General features: G+C 62.9%; 20 protein-coding genes and 1 pseudogene. 11 read left to right on the top strand and 10 right to left on the bottom strand.

Annotated elements, in window-relative coordinates; genetic code table 11:
* Positions 1-96: 96 nt before the first annotated feature.
* Both NKI32_RS10945 and NKI32_RS10940 read right to left on the bottom strand, forming a co-directional pair.
* Positions 97-1,428, bottom strand: a complete 1,332-nt coding sequence (locus NKI32_RS10945) for an ABC transporter substrate-binding protein (protein ID WP_023826502.1) — start codon at positions 1,426-1,428, stop codon at positions 97-99.
* A gap of 254 nt (positions 1,429-1,682) precedes the next feature.
* Positions 1,683-2,381, bottom strand: coding sequence for a PIG-L deacetylase family protein (locus NKI32_RS10940; protein WP_023715560.1), 699 nt, complete (start codon positions 2,379-2,381; stop codon positions 1,683-1,685).
* Positions 2,382-2,407: 26 nt separating this feature from the next.
* Here NKI32_RS10940 and NKI32_RS10935 point away from each other — a divergent pair.
* The 5 genes and pseudogenes from NKI32_RS10935 to nhaA all read left to right on the top strand — a co-directional run bounded on the left by NKI32_RS10935 (position 2,408) and on the right by nhaA (position 9,368).
* Positions 2,408-3,298: pseudogene (locus tag NKI32_RS10935) on the top strand (DMT family transporter).
* A 41-nt stretch (positions 3,299-3,339) separates the two neighbouring features.
* Complete coding sequence (hrpB, locus tag NKI32_RS10930) at positions 3,340-5,802, top strand: ATP-dependent helicase HrpB (protein ID WP_286440726.1); 2,463 nt, start codon at positions 3,340-3,342, stop codon at positions 5,800-5,802.
* 32 nt (positions 5,803-5,834) lie between these two features.
* Positions 5,835-7,160 carry an ActS/PrrB/RegB family redox-sensitive histidine kinase gene (locus tag NKI32_RS10925; protein ID WP_353002661.1) on the top strand — a complete coding sequence of 442 codons (1,326 nt, stop codon included), beginning with the start codon at positions 5,835-5,837 and terminating at the stop codon, positions 7,158-7,160.
* Positions 7,161-7,246: 86 nt separating this feature from the next.
* On the top strand, positions 7,247-7,810 hold the full coding sequence (locus NKI32_RS10920; RefSeq protein ID WP_023672848.1) for an ActR/PrrA/RegA family redox response regulator transcription factor: 564 nt from the start codon (positions 7,247-7,249) through the stop codon (positions 7,808-7,810).
* A gap of 370 nt (positions 7,811-8,180) precedes the next feature.
* Complete coding sequence (gene nhaA, locus NKI32_RS10915) at positions 8,181-9,368, top strand: Na+/H+ antiporter NhaA (RefSeq protein ID WP_353002602.1); 1,188 nt, start codon at positions 8,181-8,183, stop codon at positions 9,366-9,368.
* 53 nt (positions 9,369-9,421) lie between these two features.
* Here the strand turns inward: nhaA and NKI32_RS10910 are convergent, their stop codons facing one another.
* Positions 9,422-9,922, bottom strand: coding sequence for an MmcB family DNA repair protein (locus tag NKI32_RS10910; protein WP_353002601.1), 501 nt, complete (start codon positions 9,920-9,922; stop codon positions 9,422-9,424).
* 120 nt (positions 9,923-10,042) lie between these two features.
* Here NKI32_RS10910 and NKI32_RS10905 point away from each other — a divergent pair, with 120 nt between their 5' ends.
* Together NKI32_RS10905 and NKI32_RS10900 are read left to right on the top strand one after the other, a co-directional pair.
* Positions 10,043-10,138, top strand: coding sequence for a DUF6471 domain-containing protein (locus NKI32_RS10905; protein ID WP_352670799.1), 96 nt, complete (start codon positions 10,043-10,045; stop codon positions 10,136-10,138).
* A 274-nt stretch (positions 10,139-10,412) separates the two neighbouring features.
* Complete coding sequence (locus NKI32_RS10900) at positions 10,413-11,927, top strand: anti-phage dCTP deaminase (RefSeq protein ID WP_023725839.1); 1,515 nt, start codon at positions 10,413-10,415, stop codon at positions 11,925-11,927.
* Positions 11,928-12,603: 676 nt separating this feature from the next.
* Here the strand turns inward: NKI32_RS10900 and cueR are convergent.
* On the bottom strand, positions 12,604-13,020 hold the full coding sequence (gene cueR, locus NKI32_RS10895) for a Cu(I)-responsive transcriptional regulator (protein WP_353002600.1): 417 nt from the start codon (positions 13,018-13,020) through the stop codon (positions 12,604-12,606).
* A gap of 238 nt (positions 13,021-13,258) precedes the next feature.
* On the opposite strand from cueR, the gene NKI32_RS10890 reads away from it, so the two are divergent.
* On the top strand, positions 13,259-13,876 hold the full coding sequence (locus NKI32_RS10890; protein ID WP_023692663.1) for a L,D-transpeptidase: 618 nt from the start codon (positions 13,259-13,261) through the stop codon (positions 13,874-13,876).
* A 182-nt stretch (positions 13,877-14,058) separates the two neighbouring features.
* On the opposite strand, the gene NKI32_RS10885 is transcribed toward NKI32_RS10890, so the two are convergent.
* From NKI32_RS10885 to NKI32_RS10860, 6 genes are all read right to left on the bottom strand, one after another.
* Positions 14,059-14,628 (bottom strand): NifU family protein, encoded by a 570-nt coding sequence (locus NKI32_RS10885; protein ID WP_023685140.1) that lies wholly within the window; start codon positions 14,626-14,628, stop codon positions 14,059-14,061.
* A 201-nt stretch (positions 14,629-14,829) separates the two neighbouring features.
* On the bottom strand, positions 14,830-15,321 hold the full coding sequence (locus tag NKI32_RS10880; protein ID WP_023672856.1) for a universal stress protein: 492 nt from the start codon (positions 15,319-15,321) through the stop codon (positions 14,830-14,832).
* 101 nt (positions 15,322-15,422) lie between these two features.
* Entirely contained in the window at positions 15,423-16,490 is a 1,068-nt protein-coding gene (gene trpS, locus NKI32_RS10875; protein WP_023725837.1) for a tryptophan--tRNA ligase, read from the bottom strand.
* A 172-nt stretch (positions 16,491-16,662) separates the two neighbouring features.
* Positions 16,663-18,270 carry a murein biosynthesis integral membrane protein MurJ gene (gene murJ, locus NKI32_RS10870; RefSeq protein WP_023698942.1) on the bottom strand — a complete coding sequence of 536 codons (1,608 nt, stop codon included), beginning with the start codon at positions 18,268-18,270 and terminating at the stop codon, positions 16,663-16,665.
* Positions 18,271-18,328: 58 nt separating this feature from the next.
* Positions 18,329-21,124, bottom strand: coding sequence for a [protein-PII] uridylyltransferase (locus tag NKI32_RS10865; RefSeq protein WP_023690023.1), 2,796 nt, complete (start codon positions 21,122-21,124; stop codon positions 18,329-18,331).
* Between the two features lie 33 nt (positions 21,125-21,157).
* The gene (locus NKI32_RS10860; protein ID WP_353002660.1) at positions 21,158-22,093 is read right to left on the bottom strand and encodes a glycosyltransferase family 25 protein; all 936 of its coding nucleotides are present in this window, start codon (positions 22,091-22,093) and stop codon (positions 21,158-21,160) included.
* Positions 22,094-22,177: 84 nt separating this feature from the next.
* Here NKI32_RS10860 and NKI32_RS10855 point away from each other — a divergent pair, with 84 nt between their 5' ends.
* The 3 genes from NKI32_RS10855 (at position 22,178) to NKI32_RS10845 (ending at position 26,054) form a co-directional block, all read left to right on the top strand.
* On the top strand, positions 22,178-24,685 hold the full coding sequence (locus tag NKI32_RS10855; RefSeq protein WP_353002599.1) for a heavy metal translocating P-type ATPase: 2,508 nt from the start codon (positions 22,178-22,180) through the stop codon (positions 24,683-24,685).
* Between the two features lie 43 nt (positions 24,686-24,728).
* On the top strand, positions 24,729-25,112 hold the full coding sequence (gene copM / locus NKI32_RS10850) for a CopM family metallochaperone (protein ID WP_023823806.1): 384 nt from the start codon (positions 24,729-24,731) through the stop codon (positions 25,110-25,112).
* A 96-nt stretch (positions 25,113-25,208) separates the two neighbouring features.
* Positions 25,209-26,054 (top strand): aldo/keto reductase, encoded by an 846-nt coding sequence (locus tag NKI32_RS10845; protein WP_353002598.1) that lies wholly within the window; start codon positions 25,209-25,211, stop codon positions 26,052-26,054.
* Positions 26,055-26,081 lie beyond the last annotated feature (27 nt).

Here is a 26,081-nt window from a genome sequence, read left to right as displayed (position 1 = left end):
CTCTCTCTTTTTAGCCCGAGGCGGATGATTTCTGGTCGATTCGGCCTGAAAATCATCCGCCTCTGGGGTCAGGCTCGGGAGGAGCCGTTGGTCCGGTTACATCTTGCCGTCGTCCTGGAACACTTGCGTCCAGTCCTTGACCAGGCCGTCAAGCGCGTCCTTGGCCGAACCCTGGCCGGCAACGACATAGTCGTGGAAGCGCTTCTGCGACGCCTGCAGCAGCGGTGCGTAGCTCGGCTCGGCCCAGAAGTCCTTCACGATCGCCATCGAGTCGAGGAAGGTCTGCGCATAAGGCTGGCTGGACGGGAAGGCCGGGTCCTTGACCACCGCGTTCAGGCAGGAATAGCCGCCGAGCGACCACCATTTGGCCTGCACATCCTTGTCGGCGAACCACTTGATGTATTTCAGCGCCGATTCCTGCTTGTCTGAATAGGACACCACCGAAATGCCCTGGCCGCCAAGCTGCGCAAACTGGGCGCCACCGGGACCCTTCGGATTGACGAAGTAGCCGATCTTGTCGCCGCCGACATTCTCGTCCTTCTGCAGGCCGGGCCAGGTGAAGGCGAAGTTCATGTGCATGGCCACCTGACCGGATTTGAAGGCGTCGACGCCTTCGCCCATATAGCTGTTCGAGGCACCCGGAGGCGTGCAGCAATCGTAGAGCGACTTGTAGAACTCCAGGCCTTTGACCGCGTCTGGCGAATTGACGAAGCCTTCCATCTCGTAGGGCTTCTTGGGGTTTTCATACTGGAAGCCGTAGCTGTAGAGCACGTCCATGGCGCCCATGGTGATGCCTTCCGAGCCACGCTCGGTGTAGATCGAAGCGCCATAGACGGTCTTGCCGTCGATCTCGCGCTTCTGGAAGAACTCGGCGACCTGCTTCAGTTGGTCGAAGGTGGTCGGCGGGCCGAGATCCCAGCCATATTTTTCCTTGAATTCCTTTTGCAGCTCCGGCTTGGAGAACCAATCCTTGCGGTAGGTCCAGCCGACGACGTCGCCCATGGCCGGCAGCGCCCAGTAATTCGGCGTGTTCTTCGGCCATTCGGAATAGCCGACGACTGTTGCCGGCACAAAGTCGTCCATGCTGATCTTCTCCTTGTCGAAGAAGTCGTTCAGCTTGACGTAGTGGCCGTTCTCGGCCGAGCCGCCGATCCACTGGCTGTCGCCGATGATCAGGTCGCACAGTTTGCCGTGCGAGTTGAGCTCGTTGAGGAAGCGGTCGGCATAGTTGGTCCACGGCACGAATTCGAATTTCATGCCGATGCCGGTTTCCTTGGTAAAATCCTTGGACAGTTCGACCAGCGCGTTTGCCGGATCCCAGGCGGCCCAGCAAAGCGTCAGGTCTTCAGCGTGCGCAACGTTCGAGACGGCTGTCGACGCGGTAATCGCCGAGGTCAGTCCCAACGCCAGTTTCAAGCTCGATTTCATGCCTTCCTCCCATTTGCGAAACGCGCCCGGATGGCCGTTTCAAGAACCCCTCAACCCTCGCTCCTCCGAGGGGCTAAACACGGCGCGCTATGCGTCGCCAGGGCGGCGCGGTGCGTCGCAGATGTTTAGTAATTTGTTTAGTGATGCAATTTTTACTAAACAAGGCAAGCGAATTCGTCGCTGCGCCGCAACATGGCGAAACGGCGATTGAAATCGTTGGGAAATGATTGCCGGACGGCTCGCCCGGAAGTTGCTTAGCCGGGGTCGCCTATAATTTTCGTCTGCGGCGTCACCGGCCGAACAGGGGGCGCGGGCGGCAGCAGCGCGCGGATGTCGGCGAAGGGAAATGTCGGCTCGAATCGGAAGGCCTCGGCCAGGGAGCCGGGAACGCTGTTGCATTGCCCGGCGCGAAACTCATTCTGGACGCGCGCTCTGTCGACATATTGCTCCGGCCACTGCGACTGGTGCGCTCGGATCGCCTGCGTCTTGATATCGCCGTAGGCGGAAATGTCGACGTAATGCGTCGGCGCAAAGCCGGTGCCGCCCATCGTGTCGGCATGCAGCACGGGGACGCCGAACGAGGCCGCGATGCGCACGCCGTCCGACAAAGCACGATGGTCGGCGTGATAGTCGTTGGGGGCATGCGTGATAACCAGATCCGCCGCGGTCTCGCGTATCAGCGCTTTCAGCGAAGCGATCAGTGCCGCATCAGCCACCAGTTCGCCGTCGGGAAAGTCGAGAAAGCGAAGGGTTGCGCCGAGCAGCGCCGCAGCGGCCGCCGCCTCGTCGCGGCGGACACGAGCCAAAACGCTCGGGTCGCCCATGCCGCCCCTGGCGCCATCCGTGGCCACGGCAAAAGTCAGTTCTGCGCCTTGCGTGGCATAGGCAGCCAGCGTACCGAACATGAATATCTCGATGTCGTCGGGATGCGCGCCGAGCGCCAATACCTTCACTGCACTCTCCCCGGAAATGGAAAAACGTGACGAACGGAATCCTGCTCGCCCTCATCGCCTATGCAAGCTATTCGTGCAGCGATGCCGTTATCAAGAGCCTTGGCGGACAGTTCACCGTCTTCGAGATCGGCTTCTTCATCACGCTGTTTGCCGGCTGCTTCCTGTTTTTCAGCCGCCCAGTCGATGAGCGCTGGCGCGACTTCTGGCGCACCGGGCGGCCATGGGCGGTGCAGGCCCGCGCCTGGGCCGGCATCGCCTCGGGCGTGCTCAGCGTCTACGCCTTCACCACCATTCCGCTGGCCGAGACCTATGCACTGATCTTCCTGGCGCCGCTTTGCGTTACCATTCTCTCGACCGTCATCCTGAAAGAAAAGGTCGGTCCATGGCGCTGGCTGGCGGTGGTTGCCGGCTTTGCAGGTGTCATGCTGGTGGTGCGGCCAGGTTTTCGCGAGTTGCATCTCGGACACCTTGCCGCCTTCACGGTGGCCTTCCTTGCCGCGGCGAGCGTCATCCTGATGCGGTCGCTCGCCCAGCAGGAAAAGCGCACCACCATGCTCGGCGTGCTCATCGGTTAGGGGCTGCTGTTCAACGGGGCCGGCACCATCGCCACATCGTTCACCCTCCCCAACGCCATGCAGCTGCTGTGGCTGGTGCTGGGCGGCGCCTTTACCGCCGGCGGCCAATTGCTGCAGCTGCTGGCCGCCAAACACGCACCGGCCAACCGCATCGCGCCGACGCATTATTCGCAGATCGTCTGGGCGGTGATCCTCGGTGCGTTGTTCTTCCAGGAGTATCCGGACTGGATATCGCTGGTCGGCTTGGCCGTCGTTGGCGCGTCCGGCCTGCTCACCATGGTGCGCGAGGAGGTGCGGCTGGGCACGGTGCGCTGGAACCCGTTTGCGCGCACGAGGCTTTGATCCGGTTGCATGGCCATAGTGACCGCTGATATGCGGACGCAATGACGACGAGATCCTTGCCGGAGCTTCCGGTATCCGCCGTGCTGCCGGCCCTGAGCGAGGCGCTCGGCTCCGGCAACAGCGCCGTCCTGGTGGCGCCGCCTGGCGCCGGCAAGACGACGCTGGTGCCGCTGGCGCTGCTCGATGCGCCCTGGCTGGTCGCCGGCAAGATCGTCCTGCTCGAACCGCGCCGGCTCGCCGCCCGCGCCGCCGCCCGCCGCATGGCCGAATTGCTTGATGAAGAGCCCGGCGCCACTGTCGGCTATGCCATGCGCATGGAAAACCGCACATCGGCCCGGACAAAAATCCTCGTCGTCACCGAAGGCGTCCTGGCGCGCATGATCCTAGACGATCCCGAGCTGCCCGGCGTCTCGGCGGTGATTTTCGACGAATTCCACGAGCGCTCGCTCGACGGCGATTTCGGCCTGGCGCTGGCGCTCGACGTGCAGGGCGCGCTGCGGCCGGATTTGCGGCTGCTGGTGATGTCGGCAACGCTCGATGGCGCGCGCGTCGCGAAACTCCTGTCCGGCGCCCCGGTGATCGAAAGCCAAGGCCGTGCGTTCCCCGTAGATGTCAGATACGACGAGCGGCCAGCCGGCGTTCCCATCGAAGACGCCATGGCCAAGGCGATCCGCTCCGCTCTTGCCGGCGAGAGCGGCAGCGTGCTCGCCTTCCTGCCGGGACAGCGCGAGATCGAGCGCACCGCCGAGCGGCTGCAGGGCCGGCTCGGCGCCGACACCGACATCGTGCCGCTCTACGGCCAGCTCGACAACAGGGCGCAGGATGCCGCCATCAAACCGGCGCCGCCCGGCCGCCGCAAGGTGGTGCTGGCGACGTCGATCGCCGAGACCTCGATCACCATCGACGGCGTGCGCGTCGTCATCGATTCCGGCCTGTCGCGGCTGCCGCGCTACGAACCGGCGAGCGGCCTGACCCGGCTGGAGACGGTGCGCGTTTCCAGGGCGTCCGCCGACCAGCGCGCCGGCCGCGCCGGGCGCACGCAGCCAGGCGTCACCATCCGCCTCTGGCGGGCCGAGCAGACGGCGGCCCTTCCCGCGTTCACCCCGCCCGAGATTCTGGAAGCCGACCTGTCCGGCCTGCTGCTCGATTGCGCCGCCTTCGGCGTCGCCGATCCCGCAAGTCTCTCCTTCCTCGATCCGCCGCCCATTCCCGCGCTTAACGAGGCGCGGGCGCTGCTCACGGCGCTGCACGCCATCGACGCGGCCGGACGGCTGACGGAGGCAGGCGGCGCGATGCGCAAGCTGGCGCTGCCCGTGCGGCTCGCACACATGGTCGCTGAAGCCGCTGGCGGCGGCCACGCGCTCGAAGCTGCGATGCTAGCCGTCCTGCTCACCGAGCGTGGCCTTGGCGGCGACGGCGCCGACCTCGAACGGCGCCTGATGCGCTTCCGCACGGAAAAGTCACCGCGCGCCGTTGCGGCAAGGCAGCTTGCCGGGCGATTGGCGAAGCAGGCGGGCGGCGCCAAGAGCAGCGAAACCGCTTCTGCCGGTCTTCTCCTCATCCACGCCTGGCCGGACCGTGTCGCCAGAGCGCGCGGCGAGCGCGGGCGTTTCGTGCTCGCCAACGGCTCCGGCGCCATGCTCGATGCCGCCGATCCGCTGGCCGGCGAGACCTGGCTGGTCATCGCCGATCTGCAAGGCAAGGCGCAAAACGCCCGTATAACCGCCGCGGCCGCGGTCCACGAGACCGACATCCGTGCCGCTCTCGCCGACAGGATCGAGACGCGCCGCGAGACAAGCTTCGACCGCGAGCGGCGCGCGGTGCGCGTGCGCGAGACCGCCAGGCTCGGCGCCATCACTTTGTCGGAGCGCATGCTGCCCGCACCAACTGGAACAGACGCCGACCGCGCCATCCTGGATGCCTTGCGCGAGCACGGCCTGTCGCTGCTGGAATGGAGCAAGGACGGCGAGACGCTGCGCCAACGGCTTGGCTGGCTGCATCGCGGCCTAGGCGCGCCTTGGCCCGATGTTTCGGAAGCCGCCCTGCTCGAACGCCTCGACGACTGGCTGCTGCCGTTCCTGTCGGGCAAGGCGTCCTTCGCCGCCATCGATCCCGGCACGCTGTCGTCGGGCCTGATGGCGCTGGTGCCGCATGATTTGCAGCGCAAGATCGGCACACTGGCGCCGACCCATTTCGACGCGCCGTCCGGCAGCCATGTGCCGATCCGCTATGACGGCGAATGGCCGGTGCTGGCGATCCGCGTGCAGGAGCTGTTCGGCCTTGACCGCCATCCAGCAATCGCCAACGGCACCGTGCCGCTGACGCTCGAGCTGTTGTCGCCGGCGCACCGGCCGATCCAGACGACGCGCGACCTGCCCGGCTTCTGGCGCGGCTCCTGGGCCGATGTGCGCACCGATATGCGCGGCCGCTATCCCCGCCATGTCTGGCCGGAAAATCCGCTGCTCGCTGCGGCCACCGCCCGCGCCAAACCGCGAGGGACCTAGCGCTCGTCCTTTCCCGGCTATAATCCTTGGCGATGATCAACATCGTGCACGCGCCAGACTTCCAGCAAAGCCAGCGGCTGCGCCTCAACACGCTGATCCGGCTGCGCTGGCTGGCCATCGTGGGCCAGAGCCTGGCGGTGCTGGTCGTCGCCTATGGGCTCAAATTCCCGCTGCCGGTCAGCCTCTGCTTCGCGCTGGTCGCCTGCTCGGCCTGGCTTAACCTGGTGCTGACCTTCCGCTATCCGGCAGCGCACCGGCTGACCCCGTTCTCAGCCTTTTTCATCCTGACCTTCGACAGCCTGCAGCTTGCCGGCCTGCTCTTTCTGACTGGCGGCCTCACCAACCCGTTCTCGGTGCTGATGACCGTGCCCGTCGTCATCTCGGCGGCGTCGCTGCCGCTGCGGCTAACTGCGGTGCTCGGCGCGCTGGTCATGGCGGCGGCCACGTTGCTGGTCTTCTTCCACCAGCCGCTGCCATGGTATGAGGGCGCGCCGCTGCCCATGCCATTCATCTATGTCGCCGGCATATGGATGGCGGTGTTTTCCTCGATCGCCTTCACCGCCATCTATGCCTTCCGCGTCGCCGAGGAAGCCCGCCTGCTCGCCAATGCGCTTGCCGCCACCGAACTGGTGTTGCAGCGCGAGCAGCATCTGTCGGCGCTCGATGGCCTCGCCGCCGCCGCCGCGCACGAACTCGGCACGCCGCTCGCCACCATCGCCCTTGTCTCCAAGGAAATGGAGAAGGCGCTGGGTAACGATCCAAAATACGGTGAGGACGTCAAACTTCTGCGGTCGCAGAGCGAGCGCTGCCGCGAGATCCTGAAGCGGCTGACCAGCCTGTCCTCCGAGGGCGAGGCGCATCTGTCGCGTCTGCCGCTGACCTCGCTGGTCGAGGAGGTGACCGCGCCGCACCGCGATTTCGGCATCTCGATCAAGCTTCGGCCGGGCGAGCGCGTCGGCCCCGAACCGGTGGGACGACGCAACCCCGGCGTCATCTACGGCCTCGGCAATCTCGTCGAGAACGCCGTCGACTTCGCCCGCAAGACCGTCACCGTGCGCTGGAGCTGGGACGAGCTCGACGTCACCTTCTCGATCATCGACGACGGGCCGGGCTTTCCGCCCGAAATCATAGACCGCATCGGCGAGCCCTATATGTCGACGCGCCAGGGCAACGAAGCTGGCGGTGGCCTGGGTCTCGGGCTGTTCATCGCCAAGACCTTGCTCGAACGCTCCGGCGCCACGCTCGATTTCCGCAATTCGAGCGGACTGGGCGAAGGCGCGATCGTGCAGATATCGTGGCCGCGCACGGTCTTCCTCAACCCGGAATCGGTGGGGATCTCGATGTTCGACACCGCGTAAAAGCCTTGGCGGAGGCGGCAAAATTGGACAATGGCGTTCAGGAACTATATCTGCGTAAAATTAAGGCAGCAGGATTTTTTAAGATAATGACTGGCGAAGAAGCAATTGGCGCAATGGTCGAAGGCGAGGACACCTCGCTGCTCATCGTCGACGACGACAAGCCGTTCCTGACGCGGCTGGCCCGCGCCATGGAAACCAGGGGTTTCGTGGTAGAGACGGCCGAGAGCGTCGAGGAGGCAGTGGCCAAGGCGCGCGCCCACCCGCCGGCCTATGCAGTGGTCGACATGCGGCTTGGCGACGGCAACGGCCTCGACGTCGTCGCCGCCATCCGCGAGAAGCGCGACGATGCCCGCACCGTCATCCTCACCGGCTACGGCAACATCGCCACCGCGGTGACCGCGGTGAAGCTCGGCGCCATCGACTATCTGTCGAAGCCGGCTGACGCCGACGACGTGTTTGCAGCGCTCACCCGCACCGCCGGCGAACGCGCCGCACCGCCGGAAAACCCGATGTCGGCCGACCGGGTGCGCTGGGAACACATCCAGCGCGTCTACGAAATGTGCGACCGCAACGTGTCGGAAACCGCGCGCCGGCTGAACATGCACCGGCGCACGCTGCAGCGCATACTGGCCAAGCGCGCACCACGCTGAGGTTCACGCGCCGGCGGCGCCGGCCGCCAATTGCCTAACCTCAGCGCTGCCCCTCGCCTGCCTGCCGGCATCCTCTCCCCGTATAGAGACCGTGAGAGGGGCGCTCTCATCGCCGGTTTCGCCAATCGCCGGCGTTGCAGGAGACGACGGCGAGGCTGAAGCTGCCTCTTTCTCCCCGTCGCTATGCGGGGAGTTGAGGAATGGTCCGCGAAGCGGACGAAAAGCCAACTGCTTGGCTTTTCGAATGACGAACGTCCGGCAGGACAATGAGGGGCGGCGCCAACGCTGGAAACAGTTGTGCTTGCCGTGCCATCGACCTTTGCCCATCATCGGCAATAACGCCGCCGGAAAACCCGGCAACGGAGCACAGATGCGCGACAAGCAGCCGAAATCCATCCTTCGCGAATTCCTCGACGGCGAGGCGGCGGGCGGCATCATCCTGATGGTTGCGGCAGCCCTTGCGCTGATCGTCGCCAATTCACCATTGGCCGAAACCTATTTCGCCGCTCTCCACGCCTATCTCGGCCCGCTCAGCGTGTCGCACTGGATCAACGATGGGCTGATGGCGGTGTTCTTCCTGCTGGTCGGCCTCGAGATCAAGCGCGAGATGCTCGACGGTCAGCTCTCGACCTGGCCGCGCCGCGTGCTGCCGGGCGTCGCCGCCGCCGGCGGCATGCTGGTTCCCGCGCTGGTCTATGTCGCCATCAACCGCAACAACGCCGCCGCGCTCTCCGGCTGGGCGATCCCGACCGCCACCGACATCGCCTTTGCGCTCGGCGTACTGTCGCTGCTCGGCAACCGCGTGCCGGCGTCGCTCAAGATCTTTCTCACCGCGCTCGCCATCATCGACGATCTCGGCGCCGTCATCATCATCGCCATCTTCTACACCAGCGGCCTGTCGCTGGCCTATCTCGGTGCGGCCTTCGCCGTCATCGCGGTGCTCATCGTGCTCAACCGCATGCGGGTGATGAGGCTGACGCCCTACCTAGTGCTCGGCGCCGTGCTGTGGGTGCTGGTGCTGAAATCGGGCGTGCATGCCACGCTGGCCGGCGTCGCGCTGGCGCTCACCATTCCGCTGAAAATCTCTGACGGTAGCGGCCACGATCTCGACCATTCGCCGTTGCACCGGCTCGAACACGGCCTGCACAAGATCGTGCCCTTCTTCGTCATCCCGATTTTCGGCTTTGCCAATGCCGGCGTGTCGCTGGCCGGCCTCAGCGCCTCTGCCCTGGTCGAGCCGCTGACGCTCGGCGTTGCCGCCGGCCTGGTGCTGGGCAAGCTGGCCGGCGTCTTCGGCTCCTCGGCGCTGGCGATCCGGCTCGGTTTCGCCGACCTGCCGGTCAATGCCGGCTGGCTGCACATGGTCGGCATTTCGCTGCTCTGCGGCATCGGCTTCACCATGAGCCTGTTCATCGGCCTGCTTGCCTTCGCCAACGACATGGCGCTGCAGGACGCCGTCAAGGTCGGCATCCTGGCGGGGTCCTTCGTTGCAGCGCTGCTGGGTGCCGCCGTGTTGCTGATGGCGCCGGCGGCAGGGGTGGAGGAGGTGGTGGAGTAGGTGTTCTTGGGTTCCTCGCCCCCGCAAAGCGGGGCGAGGAACTTGAGCTTCGTCTACTCGCTCTCTCCCGCCAGCGCCGGCACCGCCACACCCGCCAGTTCCGCCGCCAGCAGCCGCGCCGCACCCGCCCGTGCGATGCGCAGCATCAGCGCCTTGCGCGTTGCCGCCGCCATCCGGTGCTCGGGCGCATCGCGCAGAATCTCGGCGCCGTAGCCGTCGGAGAGGATGAAGCCGCATTCGTCGGGGAAGATCTCCGATGGCACGCCCGGATGGGTGGCGAAGAAGAAGCGGTCGGAGTGCAGCCGGTAGTCAGGCCATTTGCGGTCGACGCGGAAATCCTCGATCGAGGATTTGACCTCGATGATCCAGATGTCGCCCTGCCTGGTCAGCGCCACAAGGTCGGCGCGCCGCCCGGTGGCCAGCGACAGTTCGGGCAGCACATGCATGCCCATTTGCATAAGCAGCCGCTGCACGCCCCGCCGCACCAGCATGGCGCGGTCAGACTGGCGGCCGTCGATCAGGGGATTGAGGGGAATCGGGGAAATGATCGGCATGGCCGGCACCATGCCAGATTTTGTTCACGGTTTGAACCTGTTTTTGGAAATGGATTGTAAACGTATGCCGTTCTGGCGGAAAAGCTGAAGGATCGCGGCGCGCATGACAGCGACCGCAACTTGGCAAACAAGATAAACCGTGGCAGCTTCACCGCCGCGTTCTTTATGATGTGCATGGATGTGATCGGCGTCCGGCAAGTCAGTCTGGAGGCGTAGCTCGACTATTCTGACGGAGGCTCGCATAATACACGAGTCGTTGCGCCGGGGGCAGGCGCAGTTTCGTCATCAGAGATATGATATTCCTCGGCGCGCGAAAGTGATCTTTCGTTGCGCCAACCATCAAGATGAGCCTGATGGCGAATCAAAAGCGCCTGGCTAGAGATTGCGAGATCGTGCCGTGAATGTCGCGTCGGTCGCTTCATAACGAATCACCATCAATCTAGCGTTGATCTATACCATACCATAAAAAAGCGTGGGAGGGGAGAACAAAATGAGTACATCCACTGCTATTTCACGAATCGAATTCCCGGAAATGTTCTTCGGATTTGTCGCGCCAATTGGCGCTGACCATATACCCGCTGTAAAGGAGTTTAGGACCTATTTCGAGCAGCGAAACTATCGTGTTGTTGAAATCAAAGTCACCGATATATTTGATATAATGCAGAATTACATAACTCCTGGCATCGAACTAGAACGAAGAGATAGGTTCAAACGCTTCCGCTCATACATTGCGTACGGAAATCAACTTAGGGCAGAATTTACCGATGACGTTCTGGCGGTTTCAGCAATAGCTAGGATAGTTCGCCAGCGCATTCGCATTCAAAAAGACGACAAGTTCTCTCGAACTGTATACCTTCTGCATCAATTTAAACGAAAAGAGGAAATTGACCTCCTCCGATCTGCATATGGACGATTATTCTTTCAAGTCTCTATATATTCTCGCAGGGGATCACGGGTAGATTTTCTTTCAAGGGATTTTGCTCACAGTAAGAACGAATCTGGACCTTATCGCTACCGTGACCTCGCCGAAAAAATAATACAAGATGATGAAAACGAGGTCGGGCAAGCGCATGGACAGAGGGTAGCCAAGATATTTCATGACGCCGACCTGATTATCAATTTGGATTCGCCGCAGACGGTCAAGGACCAGGTGGAGAGAATGTGTGAGCTTATCTTTGGCTCAAACATTATCTCACCGACACATATGGAATACGGCATGTTTTTAGCCAAGGCGGCTGCGCTTCGAACTTTGGACCTCTCCAGGCAAGTTGGAGCCGCAATATTTTCCAAAACAGGTGAGGTCGTGTCGCTCGGGTCCAACGAAGTTCCCAAGGCCACAGGGGGAACATATTGGTGCGACGAGGCATTCGATGACCGTGAGTACGTGCGTGGAGTGGACTCAAATGACCAAAGGAAACGTGAAATTCTGAGTGAGATAATCCGCGTAATCCAGCCCGACGCAGACATCGATGCTCTGCTTTCTGATCCCAAAATTGAAGACAGTCAGTTCATGGATGCACTCGAATACGGTCGTATCGTCCACGCTGAAATGTCTGCAATTTCTGACGCTGCTCGGCTTGGTGTTGCCGTTAAAGGCGGCACACTCCATTGCACTACTTTCCCATGCCATATGTGCGCAAAGCACATCATAGCAAGCGGGATAGAGCGGGTTGTGTTTTTGGAGCCGTACCCAAAGAGCCTAGCTTTTGATCTACATGCTGATGCGCTTCTGGTGGAGGGCGGCGATCGTGGCAAATATCGAGACTACCCCTCTGTCATATTTGAACATTTCTTCGGAGTGACGCCGCGCCGATATAGTGACCTTTTCGGGCGTTCAGCGCGGAAGAGCCGTGGCACGGGAAGACTGGTCCAATATGCGGGCAAGAATGGAGTTCCGACGCCATACATTGATATCAAATTCCCGTTTTATCAGGCGCTTGAAGGCGAGATAATCAGCAGAGCGCCTTCAACGTTAATCAGTGACGGCGCGGATCCAGCACAATGAATCCGCCGCCAACGGTGGCAAACATCATCATATTTGGTGAGTTATGCTCCATAATGCCTTAACTTTCGGCCAGCTCCTTCCGAACTCGTTGCCATTCTTCCCAGCAATTTTCTGGATCAATATCGAGATAGCCTCGTGACTCATCCACCTGTCGAGCAACGTCGGGAGGCATCGCGATCGCCGGGCAGGTGTCGCGGATTTGGATCACTTCTTCCTCTGTCAAAGGACTGCCCTTTGTTCGCTCCCGGTTAAGCAGGGTCGCGACTAGGCTGGGTACCGGATAATAATGAGGCCGACATTCTCGCTCATTGGACGCCCTTAGCGGTCTCTCGGGTTTGAAGTTCGCCAACCAGACAATCTCATCTTGGAAGGCGATTCTATCGTTGACAACCCAAGGGCGGCGGTAGATCCGAGCGCCTTCCGCGATCGCACCATATTCGTCTGGGTGCAGTCTGGGTACTGATCCGTAGCGGCCCTATGTCGTGCTAATCAACTTCCGTTCTTAGCTATAAGTCGGCAGGACTAAAGTCTTGCGCCGTGAGGACAAAGGTCTGATGTAACCGCTTTGGTTCCGTTCTTGTCCATTGGACGTTCCGTAATTTTAGCCAAATGAGATATAGACCTTTGGAGGATTTTCTTGCGCGTCCGGCGCCCAGTCTATCCCGGCGCCCGTGCTTCAAACCGTGGCCCGCCTGTCTCCAGCGAGCGCCGATCCCGCAATGTCATCCAAAATCGGGCAATCCGGCCGGTCGTCACCATGGCAGGCCTGGATCAGCGTCTGCAAGGTCGTGCGCATCGACTGCAGCTCGCGCACCTTTTCCTCGATGGCGCTGACATGGGCGGCGGCGATCTCGCGCACATCGTGGCTGGCGCGGCTGCGGTCCCGGTAGAGCGCCATCAGCTGGCGGCAATCGTCGATTGAAAAGCCGAGGTTGCGGGCACGGCGCAGGAAGGCCAGCCGATGGATGTCGTCGCTGGAATAATCGCGATAGCCATTGCCGGCGCGCGCCGGCGCGATCAGGCCGATCTCTTCATAGTAGCGGATGGTCTTGGCCGGCAGGCCGGACCGCGCCGCGGCATCGCCTACATTCATTGTGATTCCTCGATGTGGTTCCCTGTTTCTAGGCTATCCGACAGGGCCGCCCATTGTTTTTCCTTCACAATCCCGTGAGTCCTGTTGCCGAAATGCCATAGTTGACGGCTTACCGGCACGTAAGCTCCTGCATATAGGCATCGCGCGCTTGGCAAGCAAAGCAAATGCCAGCATGAATGATTTCAGGAAAAGCGGCCGTAACGTGTCGCGACATCTTGGCGGGGCATCGGACCATTTCATGCGCATGAAGTCATTTGCAATCGTCGCCGCACTTGCGTTGTCGGCCGCGATCTCGGGTTGCAGCACGATCGGCTCGCAACTGTTCACCAACAACTACGGTTCGGTGAACGATGCAGGCTACCAACTGCCGCGCATCCCGATCGAGAGGGTGCCGCTGAAGTACCACCGGCAAGAGGTGAACTACGACACCTCGGAAAAGCCGGGCACCATCGTCGTCGATACCCAGAACAAGTTTCTCTACTTCGTCGAAGGCGACGGCCGGGCGATCCGCTACGGCATCGGCGTCGGCCGCGAAGGCTTTGAATGGCACGGCACCGCCCATATCGCGCTGAAGCGCGAATGGCCGACCTGGACGCCGCCGCGGCAGATGATCCAGCGCCAGCCGGAGCTAGCGAAGTTCGCGAGCGGCATGGAGCCGGGCTTGAAGAACCCGCTCGGCGCGCGCGCCATGTATCTGTTCAACAAGGGCGGCGACATGGGCTACCGCCTGCACGGCAGTCCGGAATGGAATTCGATCGGCAAAGCGATGTCGTCAGGTTGCATCCGGCTGATGAACCAGGACATCATCGACCTCTACGACCGCACTTCGGTCGGTGCCAAGGTCATCGTGATGTAGGACCTTGATCCGGAACCGAGGTCCACGAAAGCGAAAAGTGGAACCGGTTTTCGGGAAGATCAAGGTCAAGATAGGCGTTACCCTTCGTACGCGGACCGTCTAGGCAACAACGGACGTCCAAAACAGAAAACCGGGCAATCTGGCCCGGTTTTTTGTTGCTCGCTCGAATGCGTGAAGGGGTCTTAGGAGACCTGCTCGACCTGCTGTACTTCCGGCACGAAGTGGCGGAGCAGGTTCTGGATGCCGTGCTTCAGCGTCGCCGTCGAGGACGGGCAGCCGGCGCAGGCGCCCTTCATGTGCAGGAACACGGTGCCGTTCTCGAAGCCGCGGAAGGTGATGTCGCCGCCATCCTGGGCAACCGCCGGGCGCACCCTGGTGTCGAGCAATTCCTTGATGGTGATGACCAGTTGCTCATCGGCCTTGTCGTAGAATTCGCCGGTCTGGCTGGTCTCGGCAGCGGGGCCGGCGTTGACCATGACGGGCGCGCCCGACATGAAATGCTCCATGATGGCGCCGAGGATGGCCGGCTTCAGGTGCTGCCAGTCCGGGCCGTCCTTGGTCACGGTGATGAAGTCATAGCCGAAGAAGACGCCGGTCACGCCGGGGATCTCGAACAGGCGGCCGGCCAGCGGCGAGGCGCTGGCTGCACTGTCGGCGTCGCGGAAATCGGCGGTGCCTTCGACAAGCACTTCCTTGCCGGGCAGGAACTTCAGCGTTGCCGGGTTCGGCGTCGATTCGGTCTGGATGAACATGGCCGTCTCCGTGCCCCAGTCGGGCAGCTAGTTTGGAATAGTTCTAAATAGGCTCAATCTGCTGGACATTCAAGCGAAACGCATCGCTCAAAATGGCTGGCTGGCGGAATGTTTTTACTGGCTGGGGATGAATCCCGCGCGGGCTATAAATCCAGGATCGTGATGTTATCCGAACCGCTTCACACTTTCCGGCATCACTCTCTATGCCAGGCTGTCGATCTCCTCGTCGGAAAGGTTCTGCGGCACCACTGTGACGGGAATAGGGAAGGCGGCGCCCTTGCCGGCAACAGCCCCGACCAGCGGCCCGGGTCCTTCCTTGCCGGCACCTGCCGCCAGCACCAGGATGGCGATGTCCTGGTCTTCCTCGATCAGCTTGTGGATCTCCTCGGTCGGCTTGCCTTCGCGCACCACCATCTCGGGCTCGATGCCGAGCTTCTGGCGCACCTTGTTGGCGTAGCCGTCGAGTGCCGCGCGCGCCGTGGCGTTGGCTTCCTCGCGCATGATCTTCTCGACGCCCAGCCAGTGCTGAAAGTCGTCCGGTGTGATGATGTAGAGCAGCACCAGCGTGCCGCTGGTGCTCTGCGCCCGCTTGGAGGCGTACGCGACGGCGCGCTCGCACTCCGGCGTGTCGTCGATGATCGTCAGGAATTTCCTGCGATGGCCGGCTTCGCGACTGAGGCGTTTGGAGACCATGTCTATCTACTCGATGTTTTCGGCCGCAATCTGCCACCGCGACAGACCGGCGGCAAGCCGCCGGCCTTGGGCCAGAATGGTGCGGTGCACTGACGGTAGGATCAGCCCTGCAACAGGCCTATAATGTCGCGTACCGTCTTCATCGTGGTCTCAGCCAGCGCGCCGGCGCGTTCGCCGCCGTCTCTCAGCACCGCGTCGACATGGGCGCGGTCGCCTTCGATGCGGCGCATCTCGCCGGCGATCGGCGCCAGTTTTTCCACGGCAAGGTCGGCAAGCGCCGGCTTGAACACGGAAAACTGCTGGCCGCCGAACTCCTTCAGCACGTCCGCCTTCGACATCTCGGCCAGCCCGGCATAGATGCCGACCAGGTTTTCCGCTTCCGGGCGGCTTTCCAGGCCGTCGACTTCGCTTGGCAACGCTTCCGGGTCGGTCTTGGCCTTGCGGATCTTCTTCGAGATGGTGTCGGCATCGTCGGTCAAATTGATACGCGACAGGTCGGACGGGTCCGACTTCGACATTTTCTTCGAACCGTCGCGCAGGCTCATGATGCGCGCCGCCGGCCCGCCGATCACCGGTTCGGTTATCGGGAAGAACCCGTTTACCGTCTCCTCGCCGACCTGCATCTCGACGCCGACGCCAAGGCTGGCGATGCGGCTCGAAAAGTCATTGTTGAACTTTTGCGCGATGTCGCGGGTCAGCTCCAGATGTTGCTTTTGATCCTCGCCCACCGGCACATGGGTGGCGCGGTAGAGCAGGATGTCGGCCGCCATCAGTGAGGGATAGGCTAGCAGGCCCAGCGAGGCATTTTCGCGGTCCTTGCCGGCCTTGTCCTTGAACTGCGTCATCTTGTTCATCCAGCCGATGCGCGCCACGCAGTTGAAGATCCAGGCAAGCTCGGCATGCTGCATCACCCGCGACTGGTTGAAGACGATGTGCTTCTTCGGGTCGATGCCGGAGGCAAGGAAGGCCGCGGTGATCGAGCGGGTCTGGTCGGCGAGGTCGTCATGGACGAGCTGTGCCGTCAGCGAATGCAGGTCGACGACGCAATAGATGCAGTCTGACGTGTCCTGCAGGGCGACGAATTTCTTGATGGCGCCGAGATAGTTGCCGAGATGCAGATTGCCGGTCGGCTGTACCCCGGAAAAGACGAGCTGTTTGAAGGCGGTCATGATGTCCTCATGGCTTGTGGAGGGCCGTATAAGCGTGATTCCGAAAAGTTGCAGACTTTTCGGAGCCAATCACGCGGCTGGAAACCACGCGCGGCGAAAGTCTTGCGACGGCGCGCTTATGGACGAAGGGGCGGAGAGGATCAAGACCGGTGTTGCTGTTAGCTCGCCCGGACTATTCGTCCAGATCGGCGTTTGGCGCTGGCGCCGCTGCCTTGCCCGAGCCGCGTTTCACATTGCGCCGGATCATGCCGAAATCGGCGCCGCCGGTGGCAAAGGCCGTGATGAAGTAGAGCAGAGCGCCGCCGGCTACCAGCGCCAGCAGCGTCGTTGCCTTGATCACCAGTGGCGAGCCGGGGCCGAGCCTGACGGCCAGCCAGTGCTCGGCGAAATAGAGCGCCACCGCCATCACCGCAGCCGACAGCACCAGGCGCGGAATGCGCTTCAGCAATGGCACGTCGCGGCCCCAATGGCCACGTCGGATCAGCACCGCAAGCAGCATCACCGCGTTGACCCAGCCGGCGACGGCCGAGGCCACCGCAATGCCGGGCGCGCCCATTTTCGGGAACAGCGTCAGCGCGGTGATCACGTTCACGCCGACCGAGATGGCGGCGAACATCATCGGCGTGCGCGTGTCCTCGCGGGCGAAATAGCCGGGAGTGAAGGCCTTGATCAGCACGAAGGCCGGCAGGCCGAGGCCGAAAATCGCCAGGATCGCGGCCACGGTCGGCGTCGAGCCGTTGGCGGCGAAGGCGCCGCGCTCATAGACCAGCCGCACGATCGGCTCCGCCATTACCCAAAGGGCCGCCGCCGCCGGCAAGGTCATGAACAGGGTGAACTCGACCGAGCGGTTCTGCAGATTGGCTGCCTCGACCAGATTGCCCGATTTCAGCGCCCGCGACAGCTCCGGCAACAGCACGATGGCCACCGCGACGCCGACGACGCCGAGCGGCAGCTGGTAGATGCGGTCGGCGTAAGCAAGCGACGACACGGCGCTGTCCTGCGCCGACGCGATCGCCGTGCCGATCAGCTGGTTGATCTGGGTGATGCCGCCGGTGATCGCCGCCGGCAGCGCCAGGATCAGCAGGCGCTTGACGTTGGGCGTCATCTTCGGCCGGCGAAAACCGATGGCGATGCCGGCATTGCGCACAGCCACCCAGACAATGGCGAGCTGTACCAGCCCCGCCGCCAGCACGCCCCAGGACAGGCTGAAACCAACCTCACGGGCATCCATGCCGTGGTACCAGGCGTAGCCGAGCACGCTAATCAGGATGATGTTGAGGAATGCGGGCGCCACGGCAGCCGCGAAATAGCGGCGCAGCGAATTCAGCATGCCGGCCATCATGGCTGCGAGCGACATGCAGATGAGATACGGGAACATGATCGTCGCCAGCAGGACGGTCGTCTCGAATTTGCCCGGCGTGTCGGCAAAGCCCGGCGCCACGAGATAGCGCACGATCAGCGGCATCGCCAATTCCATGACGATGGTCAGCGCCAGAAGTGCGGTGAACAGGACGCCGAACACTTCCTCCGAAAAGCGCTTGGCGCCGTCGGTGCCGTGAGTCTCGATCTCCTTGGCAAACAGCGGCACGAAAGCGGCGTTGAAGGCGCCTTCGGCAAACAGCCGGCGAAACGTGTTGGGAAACTGAAAGGCGGCGTTGAAGGCGTCCGCCACCGGCCCGGTGCCGAGTGCGGCCGCCATCAGCATTTCGCGGCCAAAGCCAAGGGCGCGGCTCATCAGCGTGCCGGACGCAACCGTGGCGAATTTCTTGACGAGGCTCATGCGCGGGGAGATTGCCTGGATGATTGGGACAAAGGGGGTGATTGGGACAAAGTGATGGTCACTCGGCCGCCGCCTTGGCCTTGCCGCCGCGCTCTGGGACAACGCCTTCAAGCGCCGCGATCAGCCTGGCGTGGATGGTGGCGGTGCGTGCCGGGTTGTCGATCTTCTGCCCCGTAAGGTCGGTGACATAGAAAGTGTCGATCACCTTCTCGCCGAAGGTGGTGATGTGAGCCGAGGCGATGTCGAGCGAGAGATCGGACAACGCACTGGTGATTTCCGACAACAGCCCAGGCCGGTCCAGTCCCTCGACCTCGATCACCGAAAACCGGTTCGACAGCGTGTTGCGGATTTCGGCGCGCGGCGGAATCTTGAACACCTTGGCGCCGCGCCGCGGCCGGGTGCGCTTCTCGATCATCTCCGGCAGCCAGCTCTTGCCCGACAGCACGTCCTCGATCAGCCGGCCGACGCGCTCGGCGCGACGGCGCTCATCCTCATCGCGGTCGAATTCCCGTGAGATCAGGATGATGTCCAGCGCGCGGCCGTCGGACGTGGTGAAGATCTGCGCGTCGACGATGTTGCCGCCGGCGCCGGCACAGGCGCCGGCAATAACCGAAAGCAGGCGCGGATGGTCCTGCGCCAGCACGGTGATCTCGGTCACCGCCTCGAATTGGTGAGTCCTGACCACGGTGGCGAGCTTCTTGCCTGCCGCGTCGGCTTCGCGAATGAATTCGGCATGGCGCAGCTGATCGGGGAGGTCGACCGTCAGCAGATAGTTCTCGTAATGCAGGCCGACATAGCGCTTGCGGGCCTTGTCCGGCCAATCGGCCAGCGCCTCGGCCAGCCGCTCGCGCGCCGCCGCCGTCCGCTTGGCGCGCGACACTTCCGAGAAGCCGCCGGTCAAAAGCAGTTCGGTCTCGTAGTAGAGCGTGCGCAGGAGCTGGCCCTTCCAGCCGTTCCACACGCCCGGCCCGACACCCCTGATGTCGCAGACGGTCAGGATCAATAGCATTTTTAGCCGCTCAACCGATTGCACGATCGAGGCGAAATCCTCGATCGTCTTGCGGTCGTTGAGGTCGCGCGTCTGCGCCGTCATCGACATCACCAGATGGTTCTCGACCAGCCAGGCGACTGTCTCGGTGTCGGCCGCCGACAGCCCCATATGCGGGCAGATGCGGCGCGCGATCCGGGCGCCGGCCTCTGAGTGATCCTCCGGCCGGCCCTTGGCGATGTCGTGCAGCAGCACCGCGACATAGAGCGCCTCGCGGCTCTTCTCTAGCCCCGGCATCAGCGTGTGCGAGAGCGGATGCACCTTTTCGCCGTCGCCGCGCTCGATCTCGGCCAAGACGCCGATGCAGCGGATCAGGTGCTCGTCCACCGTATAGTGGTGGTACATCGAGAACTGCATCATGGCGACTATTCTGCCGAAATCGGGGATCAGCCTGCCGAGCAGGCCGGCCTCGTTCATGCGCCGCAAATTAAGCTCGGCATTGCGGTCCGAGGTCAGGATGTCGAGGAACAGCCGGTTGGCCTCCTCGTCGCGCCGCAGCGACTTGTTGACCAGACCGAGCGAGCGGGTGAGCAGCTTCAGCGCATCGGGATGGAACTCCAGCCCGTGCTTGTCGGCGAACCAGAACAGCCTGAGCAGATTGACCGGGTCGCGCTCGAACACGCTGTCGTCGGCGACGTTGATGCGGTGATTGTCGACAATGAAGTCCGACGTGCCTGCCAGCTTGCGCTTGCGGCGCTGGAAGGTGAGGAAGATGCGGTTGAAGCCGGGCACATGCTTGGCCTGCTCTTCCTCGAGCGCGGCGCAGAAGATGCGGGTGAGGTCGCCGACATCCTTGGCGACGAGGAAGTAGTGCTTCATGAAGCGCTCGACCGCCGACAGACCGGGATGCGTGGTGTAGCCGAGACGTTCGGCAATCTCGCGCTGGATATCGAAATGCAGCCGTTCCTCTGGCTTGCCGGTGAGGAAATGCATGTGGCAGCGCACCGCCCACAGGAAGTCTTCGGCCTTCTGGAATTCGCGGTACTCGGCCTCGGTGAAGACACCTTTCTCGACCAATTCCTCGCCGGTGCGCACGCGATAAAAATACTTGGCGATCCAGAACAGCGTCTGCAAATCGCGCAGGCCGCCCTTGCCGTCCTTGACGTTGGGCTCGACCAGATAGCGGCTTTCGCCGGCCTTGGCATGGCGATCGTCGCGTTCGGCGAGCTTGGCCTGCACATATTCCGGTCCGGTGGTGCGCACCACTTCATGGTCGAAGCGGGTGAGCAATTCGTCGAAGAGCTTCTGTTCGCCCCACAGGAACCGCGCTTCCAGGATCGTGGTGCGGATGGTGATATCGCTGCGCGACAGCCTGAGACACTCGTCGATGTTGCGGGTGGCGTGGCCAACCTTCAACCCGAGGTCCCACAGCATATAGAGCATATATTCGACGATCTGTTCGCCCCACGGCGTCTGCTTGTAGGGCAGCAGGAACAACAGGTCGATGTCGGAGCCCGGCGCCAGCGTGCCGCGGCCATAGCCGCCGACGGCAACGACCGCCATGCGCTCTGCGGTCGAGGGGCTTTTCACCCGGTAGACGTGGGTCGCGGCGAACTCGTAGAGGGCGCGGATGATCTCGTCCATCAGATGCGACAGCCGGGCGGCGCAGGCCGTGCCGCTGCCATCGTCCATCAGCATGCGCTCGGCAACCTTGCGGCCCTCGGTCAGCCGATCCTTCAGCAGCCGGAGCGCACCGACGCGCGCGCCGGGCTCGATGCCGCTGGCCGCCGAGATCAGCGCCGTCATGTCGCGGCGCAAAGCCTCGCTGTCGATCAGCGCGTCGAGCTTGAGGGAGATTTTTGCCATGGATTGCCGGTGGGCCTCGCCTTTGCGCGGCGTCTATAGCGCGTTTTCACGGCGCTGTGTATGGGGCGGACGGACGCGTCGGCCGCGATACCAGAAAGGGATGATCATCTCGCGCCGGAGCCGGAAGAGATCGGCGATCTGCCGCGTCAACCGCCTGGTCTCGATCCTTACCTTGGCGGTGATTGGCCTGGGGCGCCGTTTACCTATCCCGCTTGCCACCCATTCCTCTGTTCGCTCCTGCTTGAGCAGGCTTGGCAATCTCACCGGACTGTCGCCGAGGAATTGTGCCTGCAGGCACAATGCTGGGACGAGTTGGTAAATGACCTTGTCGGACGAGGTCGCAAAACGCGGATTGAAGATGAGGTGATCGACGGGAATGCTGATCTCATTCGTTGCCGCAAGAAGGTCCCGCGCGGCCTGTCTGGACAGGATGTATCCGGCCGTACCGATATGGAGCCCGTGCAGTCTGCTCGCAGAAAAACCGTGGCCGCAGGCGACTTGCCTGCGTGAAATGACGGTCCGGTTGAAGAACGTTTCAAGCTTGACGATGTCCGCATCGGCGGGAATCCAGCCCGCATCGGCAAGCAAAGCACCGGCTTTGTCCGGGAAAACGACATCGTCCTCGAAAATCGCCGCGTAAGCATCCTCACCTGCAGCGATCATCGACCAACACTGTTGGTGGCTGAGCAGGCATGCAATCTCGGCGTCGGCCAGACGCAAATGCTTCTTGCCCTGCGGCATTTCGGCCAGATCCGGCCGATCTCGCGCATCGATGGCGGCGACCCGCTCGAAGGCGGTGCCGATGCGCGCGAACTCCGCCGTTACATGGGCGAGGCGATCGCGGGACCGATCGAGATTGATAATCAGGCATTTCATTTGGGTGGGATCGATGCAGTGGGACGCGCGTCCATAGCATGGGAACAAAGTCGCGTAAGCGATTTTCCCTTTGATGTGCGCGATGACGGCCATGATCGAAAAGTCGAAATCGCCCCTTGACCTTCCAGTTACTGGAAGCACTACCTCCTCACCCAGACAGATATAAGGCATTTTTCGATGGCGCATTCCGAGCATCACCACCACGCGGCCGATGGCAGCTGTTGTGCGGCAAAGGCTGCTGAGCCGGCCGCCGAAGCCGTGGTGCGCGATCCGGTGTGCGGCATGAGCGTCGATCCGGCCGCGGGCAAGCCGACGGCCGAGCATGGCGGCCGTCTCTTTCACTTCTGCAGCGAGGGTTGCCGTACGAAATTCGTCGCCGGGCCCGAAAAATACCTGACCGCCACCGACCCCGTCTGTGGCATGAGTGTCGACCGCGCTACCGCCAGGCATTTTTTCCGCCACGAAGGCCAGGGTTTCTATTTCTGCTCGGCCGGCTGCCGGGCGAAGTTCGAGGCCGAGCCGCAAAACTATCTCGGCGATAGGCCGACGCCGTCGCCAGTGCCGAAAGGCACTCAATACACCTGCCCGATGCACCCCGAAGTGATAAGAGACAAGCCCGGCTCCTGCCCGATCTGCGGCATGGCGCTTGAGCCGATGGGCGTTCCCACTGGCGATGAGGGCCCGAACCCCGAACTGGTAGACTTCACCAGACGGTTCTGGGTCAGTGCGGTGCTGTCCGTGCCGCTGCTGATCGTTGCCATGGCGCCGATGCTCGGCCTGACGTTCCAGGCGTTTGTCGACGAGCGCACGATGGTCTGGCTGGAATTGGCGCTGGCCAGCCCGGTGGTGCTGTGGGCGGCCTTCCCCTTCTTCCACCGCGGCTGGGAGTCGCTGGTCAACCGCAGCCCCAACATGTGGACGCTGATTTCGCTGGGTGTGGGTGCGGCCTACCTCTACAGCGTCGTCGCCGCACTGTTTCCGGACATCTTTCCGCATCAGTTCCGTGGCCATGGCGGCACCGTCCCGGTCTATTTCGAGGCAGCTTCCGTCATCGTCGCGCTGGTATTCCTCGGTCAGGTGCTCGAATTGCGGGCGCGCGAAAAGACCGGCTCGGCCATCCGTGCGCTGCTCGACCTGGCGCCGAAGACGGCACGGCTGATCGGGGAGGACGGCTCCGACACCGACGTGCCGCTCGATGCGGTCAAGACCGGCGACCACCTGCGCCTCCGTCCAGGCGACGCCGTGCCGGTCGACGGCATCGTAACGGAAGGCCGTTCCTCCATCGACGAATCGATGATCTCGGGCGAGCCGCTGCCGGTCGAAAAAACGAAAGGCGATGCCTTGACCGGCGGCACGCTCAACAAGAACGGTTCGCTGATCATGCGCGCCGAAAAGGTCGGCTCCGAAACGACGCTTTCGCGCATCGTCGAGCTGGTCGCAAAGGCGCAGCGTTCGCGCGCGCCGATTCAAGGTCTGGCCGATCGCGTCTCCTTCTACTTCGTGCCGGCCGTCGTGCTGGTCGCGCTCATGGCCTTTGCCGCCTGGGCGATCTTCGGTCCCGAACCCAGCTTGATCTTTGCCATCGTCTCGGCGGTCTCGGTGCTGATCATCGCCTGCCCCTGCGCGCTCGGCCTGGCGACGCCGATGTCGATCATGACCGCCACCGGGCGCGGGGCGCACGCGGGCGTGCTGATCAAGGACGCGGCCGCGCTCGAGCGCTTCGCTTCGGTCGACACGTTGATCGTCGACAAGACCGGCACCTTGACCGAAGGCAAGCCTCGCTTGACCGATGTCGTCGCTGCCGAAGGCCTGTCCGAGAATGAGTTGCTGGCGCTCGCCGCCGGGCTGGAAAAAGGCTCGGAGCATCCGCTGGCCGAGGCCATTGTCGGCGGCGCCGGCGAACGCGGGCTGACGCTCATCGAGGCCAGCGGCTTCGACGCCGTCACCGGCAAGGGCGTATCCGGCACGGTGTCTGGCAGGAAGGTTTCTCTCGGCAACGCCGCCATGATGGCCGACGTGGGCATGGACACCGCTTCCCTTTCGGCGAAAGCTGAGGCGCTGCAGGCCGAGGGCAAGACGGCGATGTTCGTTGCGGTGGACAAAAGACTGGCCGGCATTGTCGCGGTCGCCGATCCGGTCAAGGCAACGACAGCCGAGGCGATCAGGGCGCTGCACGACAGAGGCTTGCGGATCATCATGGCGACCGGCGACAATGAATGCACGGCGCGCGCCATCGCCAAAAGCCTTGGCATCGACGAGGTGCGCGCCGGCCTGCTGCCGGAACAAAAGGCAGCCCTTGTCGAGGAGTTGCGTGCGAAAGGTGCCGGCGTAGCCATGGCCGGCGACGGCGTCAACGATGCGCCGGCCCTGGCCAGCGCCGATGTCGGCATCGCCATGGGCACCGGCGCCGATGTCGCTGTCGAGAGCGCCGGCATTACGCTGGTCAAGGGCGATCTCAACGGCATCGTCAGGGCCCGAACGCTCGCCCAGGGGACGATCCGCAACATCCGCCAGAATCTGTTTTTCGCCTTCCTCTACAATGTGCTTGGCGTGCCGGTTGCCGCCGGCGTGCTCTATCCGCTCACCGGCACGCTTTTGTCGCCGATGCTGGCGGCGGCGGCCATGAGCCTGTCTTCGGTTTCGGTCATCGCCAACGCATTGCGGCTGCGGACGTTGAAACTCTGAGCAAAGCCCCCAGATACGAATATCAATCAACAGGAGATCATGGATGACCTTGGCTAAGAAGATCGTGCTTTTGATGATGGCGGCGGGAATGCTGCTTGCCGTTTTCCTCGAAAGCGTCCCGGCGCAATCCGAAGAGATGAAACACGACATGGGCGCGATGGGCGCGCAAGGTCCTTCGACCGACGGCTACAAGGCGGCGATGGACAAGATGCACACCGACATGATGATCGAATATTCCGGCAATGCCGATGTCGACTTCGTGCGCGGCATGATCCCGCATCATCGGGGCGCGATCGACATGGCCAAGGTGGAACTCGCCAACGGCAAGGATCCCGAAATCCGCAAGCTGGCCGAAGATGTCATCGCCGCGCAGGAAGCGGAGATCACCAAGATGCAGGCCTGGCTCGCCGCCCATCCGGTCAAATAGCGCAGCAACGACTGCGGAGAAGAATGCGGGATCTATTCTGGATTTCTCCCTGTGCTTGTGATGCCATGCGCATTGACCGCCATACGAGGAGCCTCCATGCCCACGACCATAAGAACCACCACGTTGCCTTCGGGCGAGGCCGTCCAGGTGCTGGGACAGGGCACATGGAAGATGGGCGAGGATTCCCGCCGCCGCGCCGGGGAGGTCAATGCCCTGAAGCTCGGGCTGGACCTCGGCATCACGTTGATCGACACCGCTGAAATGTATGCCAGCGGCGGCGCCGAGGAGGTGGTGGCGGAAGCCATTGCCGGGCGCCGCGACGAACTCTTTCTCGTCTCCAAGGTATTGCCGTCCAATGCCTCGCGCACCGGCGTGGCGCGGGCCTGCGAAAACAGCTTGAAGCGCCTGCGCACCGACCGCATCGATCTCTATCTCCTGCATTGGCCGGGCAGTGTGCCTCTAGGCGAAACGGTCGAGGCTTTCGAGGCGTTGAAGAAGGCCGGCAAGATCCGTCACTGGGGCGTCAGCAATTTCGACACCGACGAAATGGAGGAGCTGACCGGCCTGTCGTCTGGAGATCATGTCCAGACCAACCAGGTACTCTACAATCTGTCGCGGCGCGGCCCCGAATTCGATCTCGCGCCATGGAGCCGGCAGCGCGGCATCCCGCTGATGGCCTATTCGCCGGTCGAGCAGGGCGCGCTGGCGCGCAATTCCAGGCTGGAAACCATCGCCGCCCGCCACAACGCAACGCCGGCACAGATCGCCCTGGCCTGGGTGATGGCGCAGCCCGGTGTCATCGCCATCCCGAAGGCGAGCAGCCAGGAGCACGTCCGCCAGAATGTCGCCGCGCACGATATCAGGCTGACGGCCGAAGACCTCGCCGAACTCGACCGCGCCTTTCCACCGCCGACGCGCAAACGCGGCCTGGAGATGATCTAGATTGGAACGGGTTTCGACCGGGTATCA

Source organism: Mesorhizobium sp. M0761 (assembly GCF_040320205.1).
Taxonomy (GTDB): domain Bacteria; phylum Pseudomonadota; class Alphaproteobacteria; order Rhizobiales; family Rhizobiaceae; genus Mesorhizobium.
This window is presented reverse-complemented; position numbering and strand designations above follow the sequence as displayed.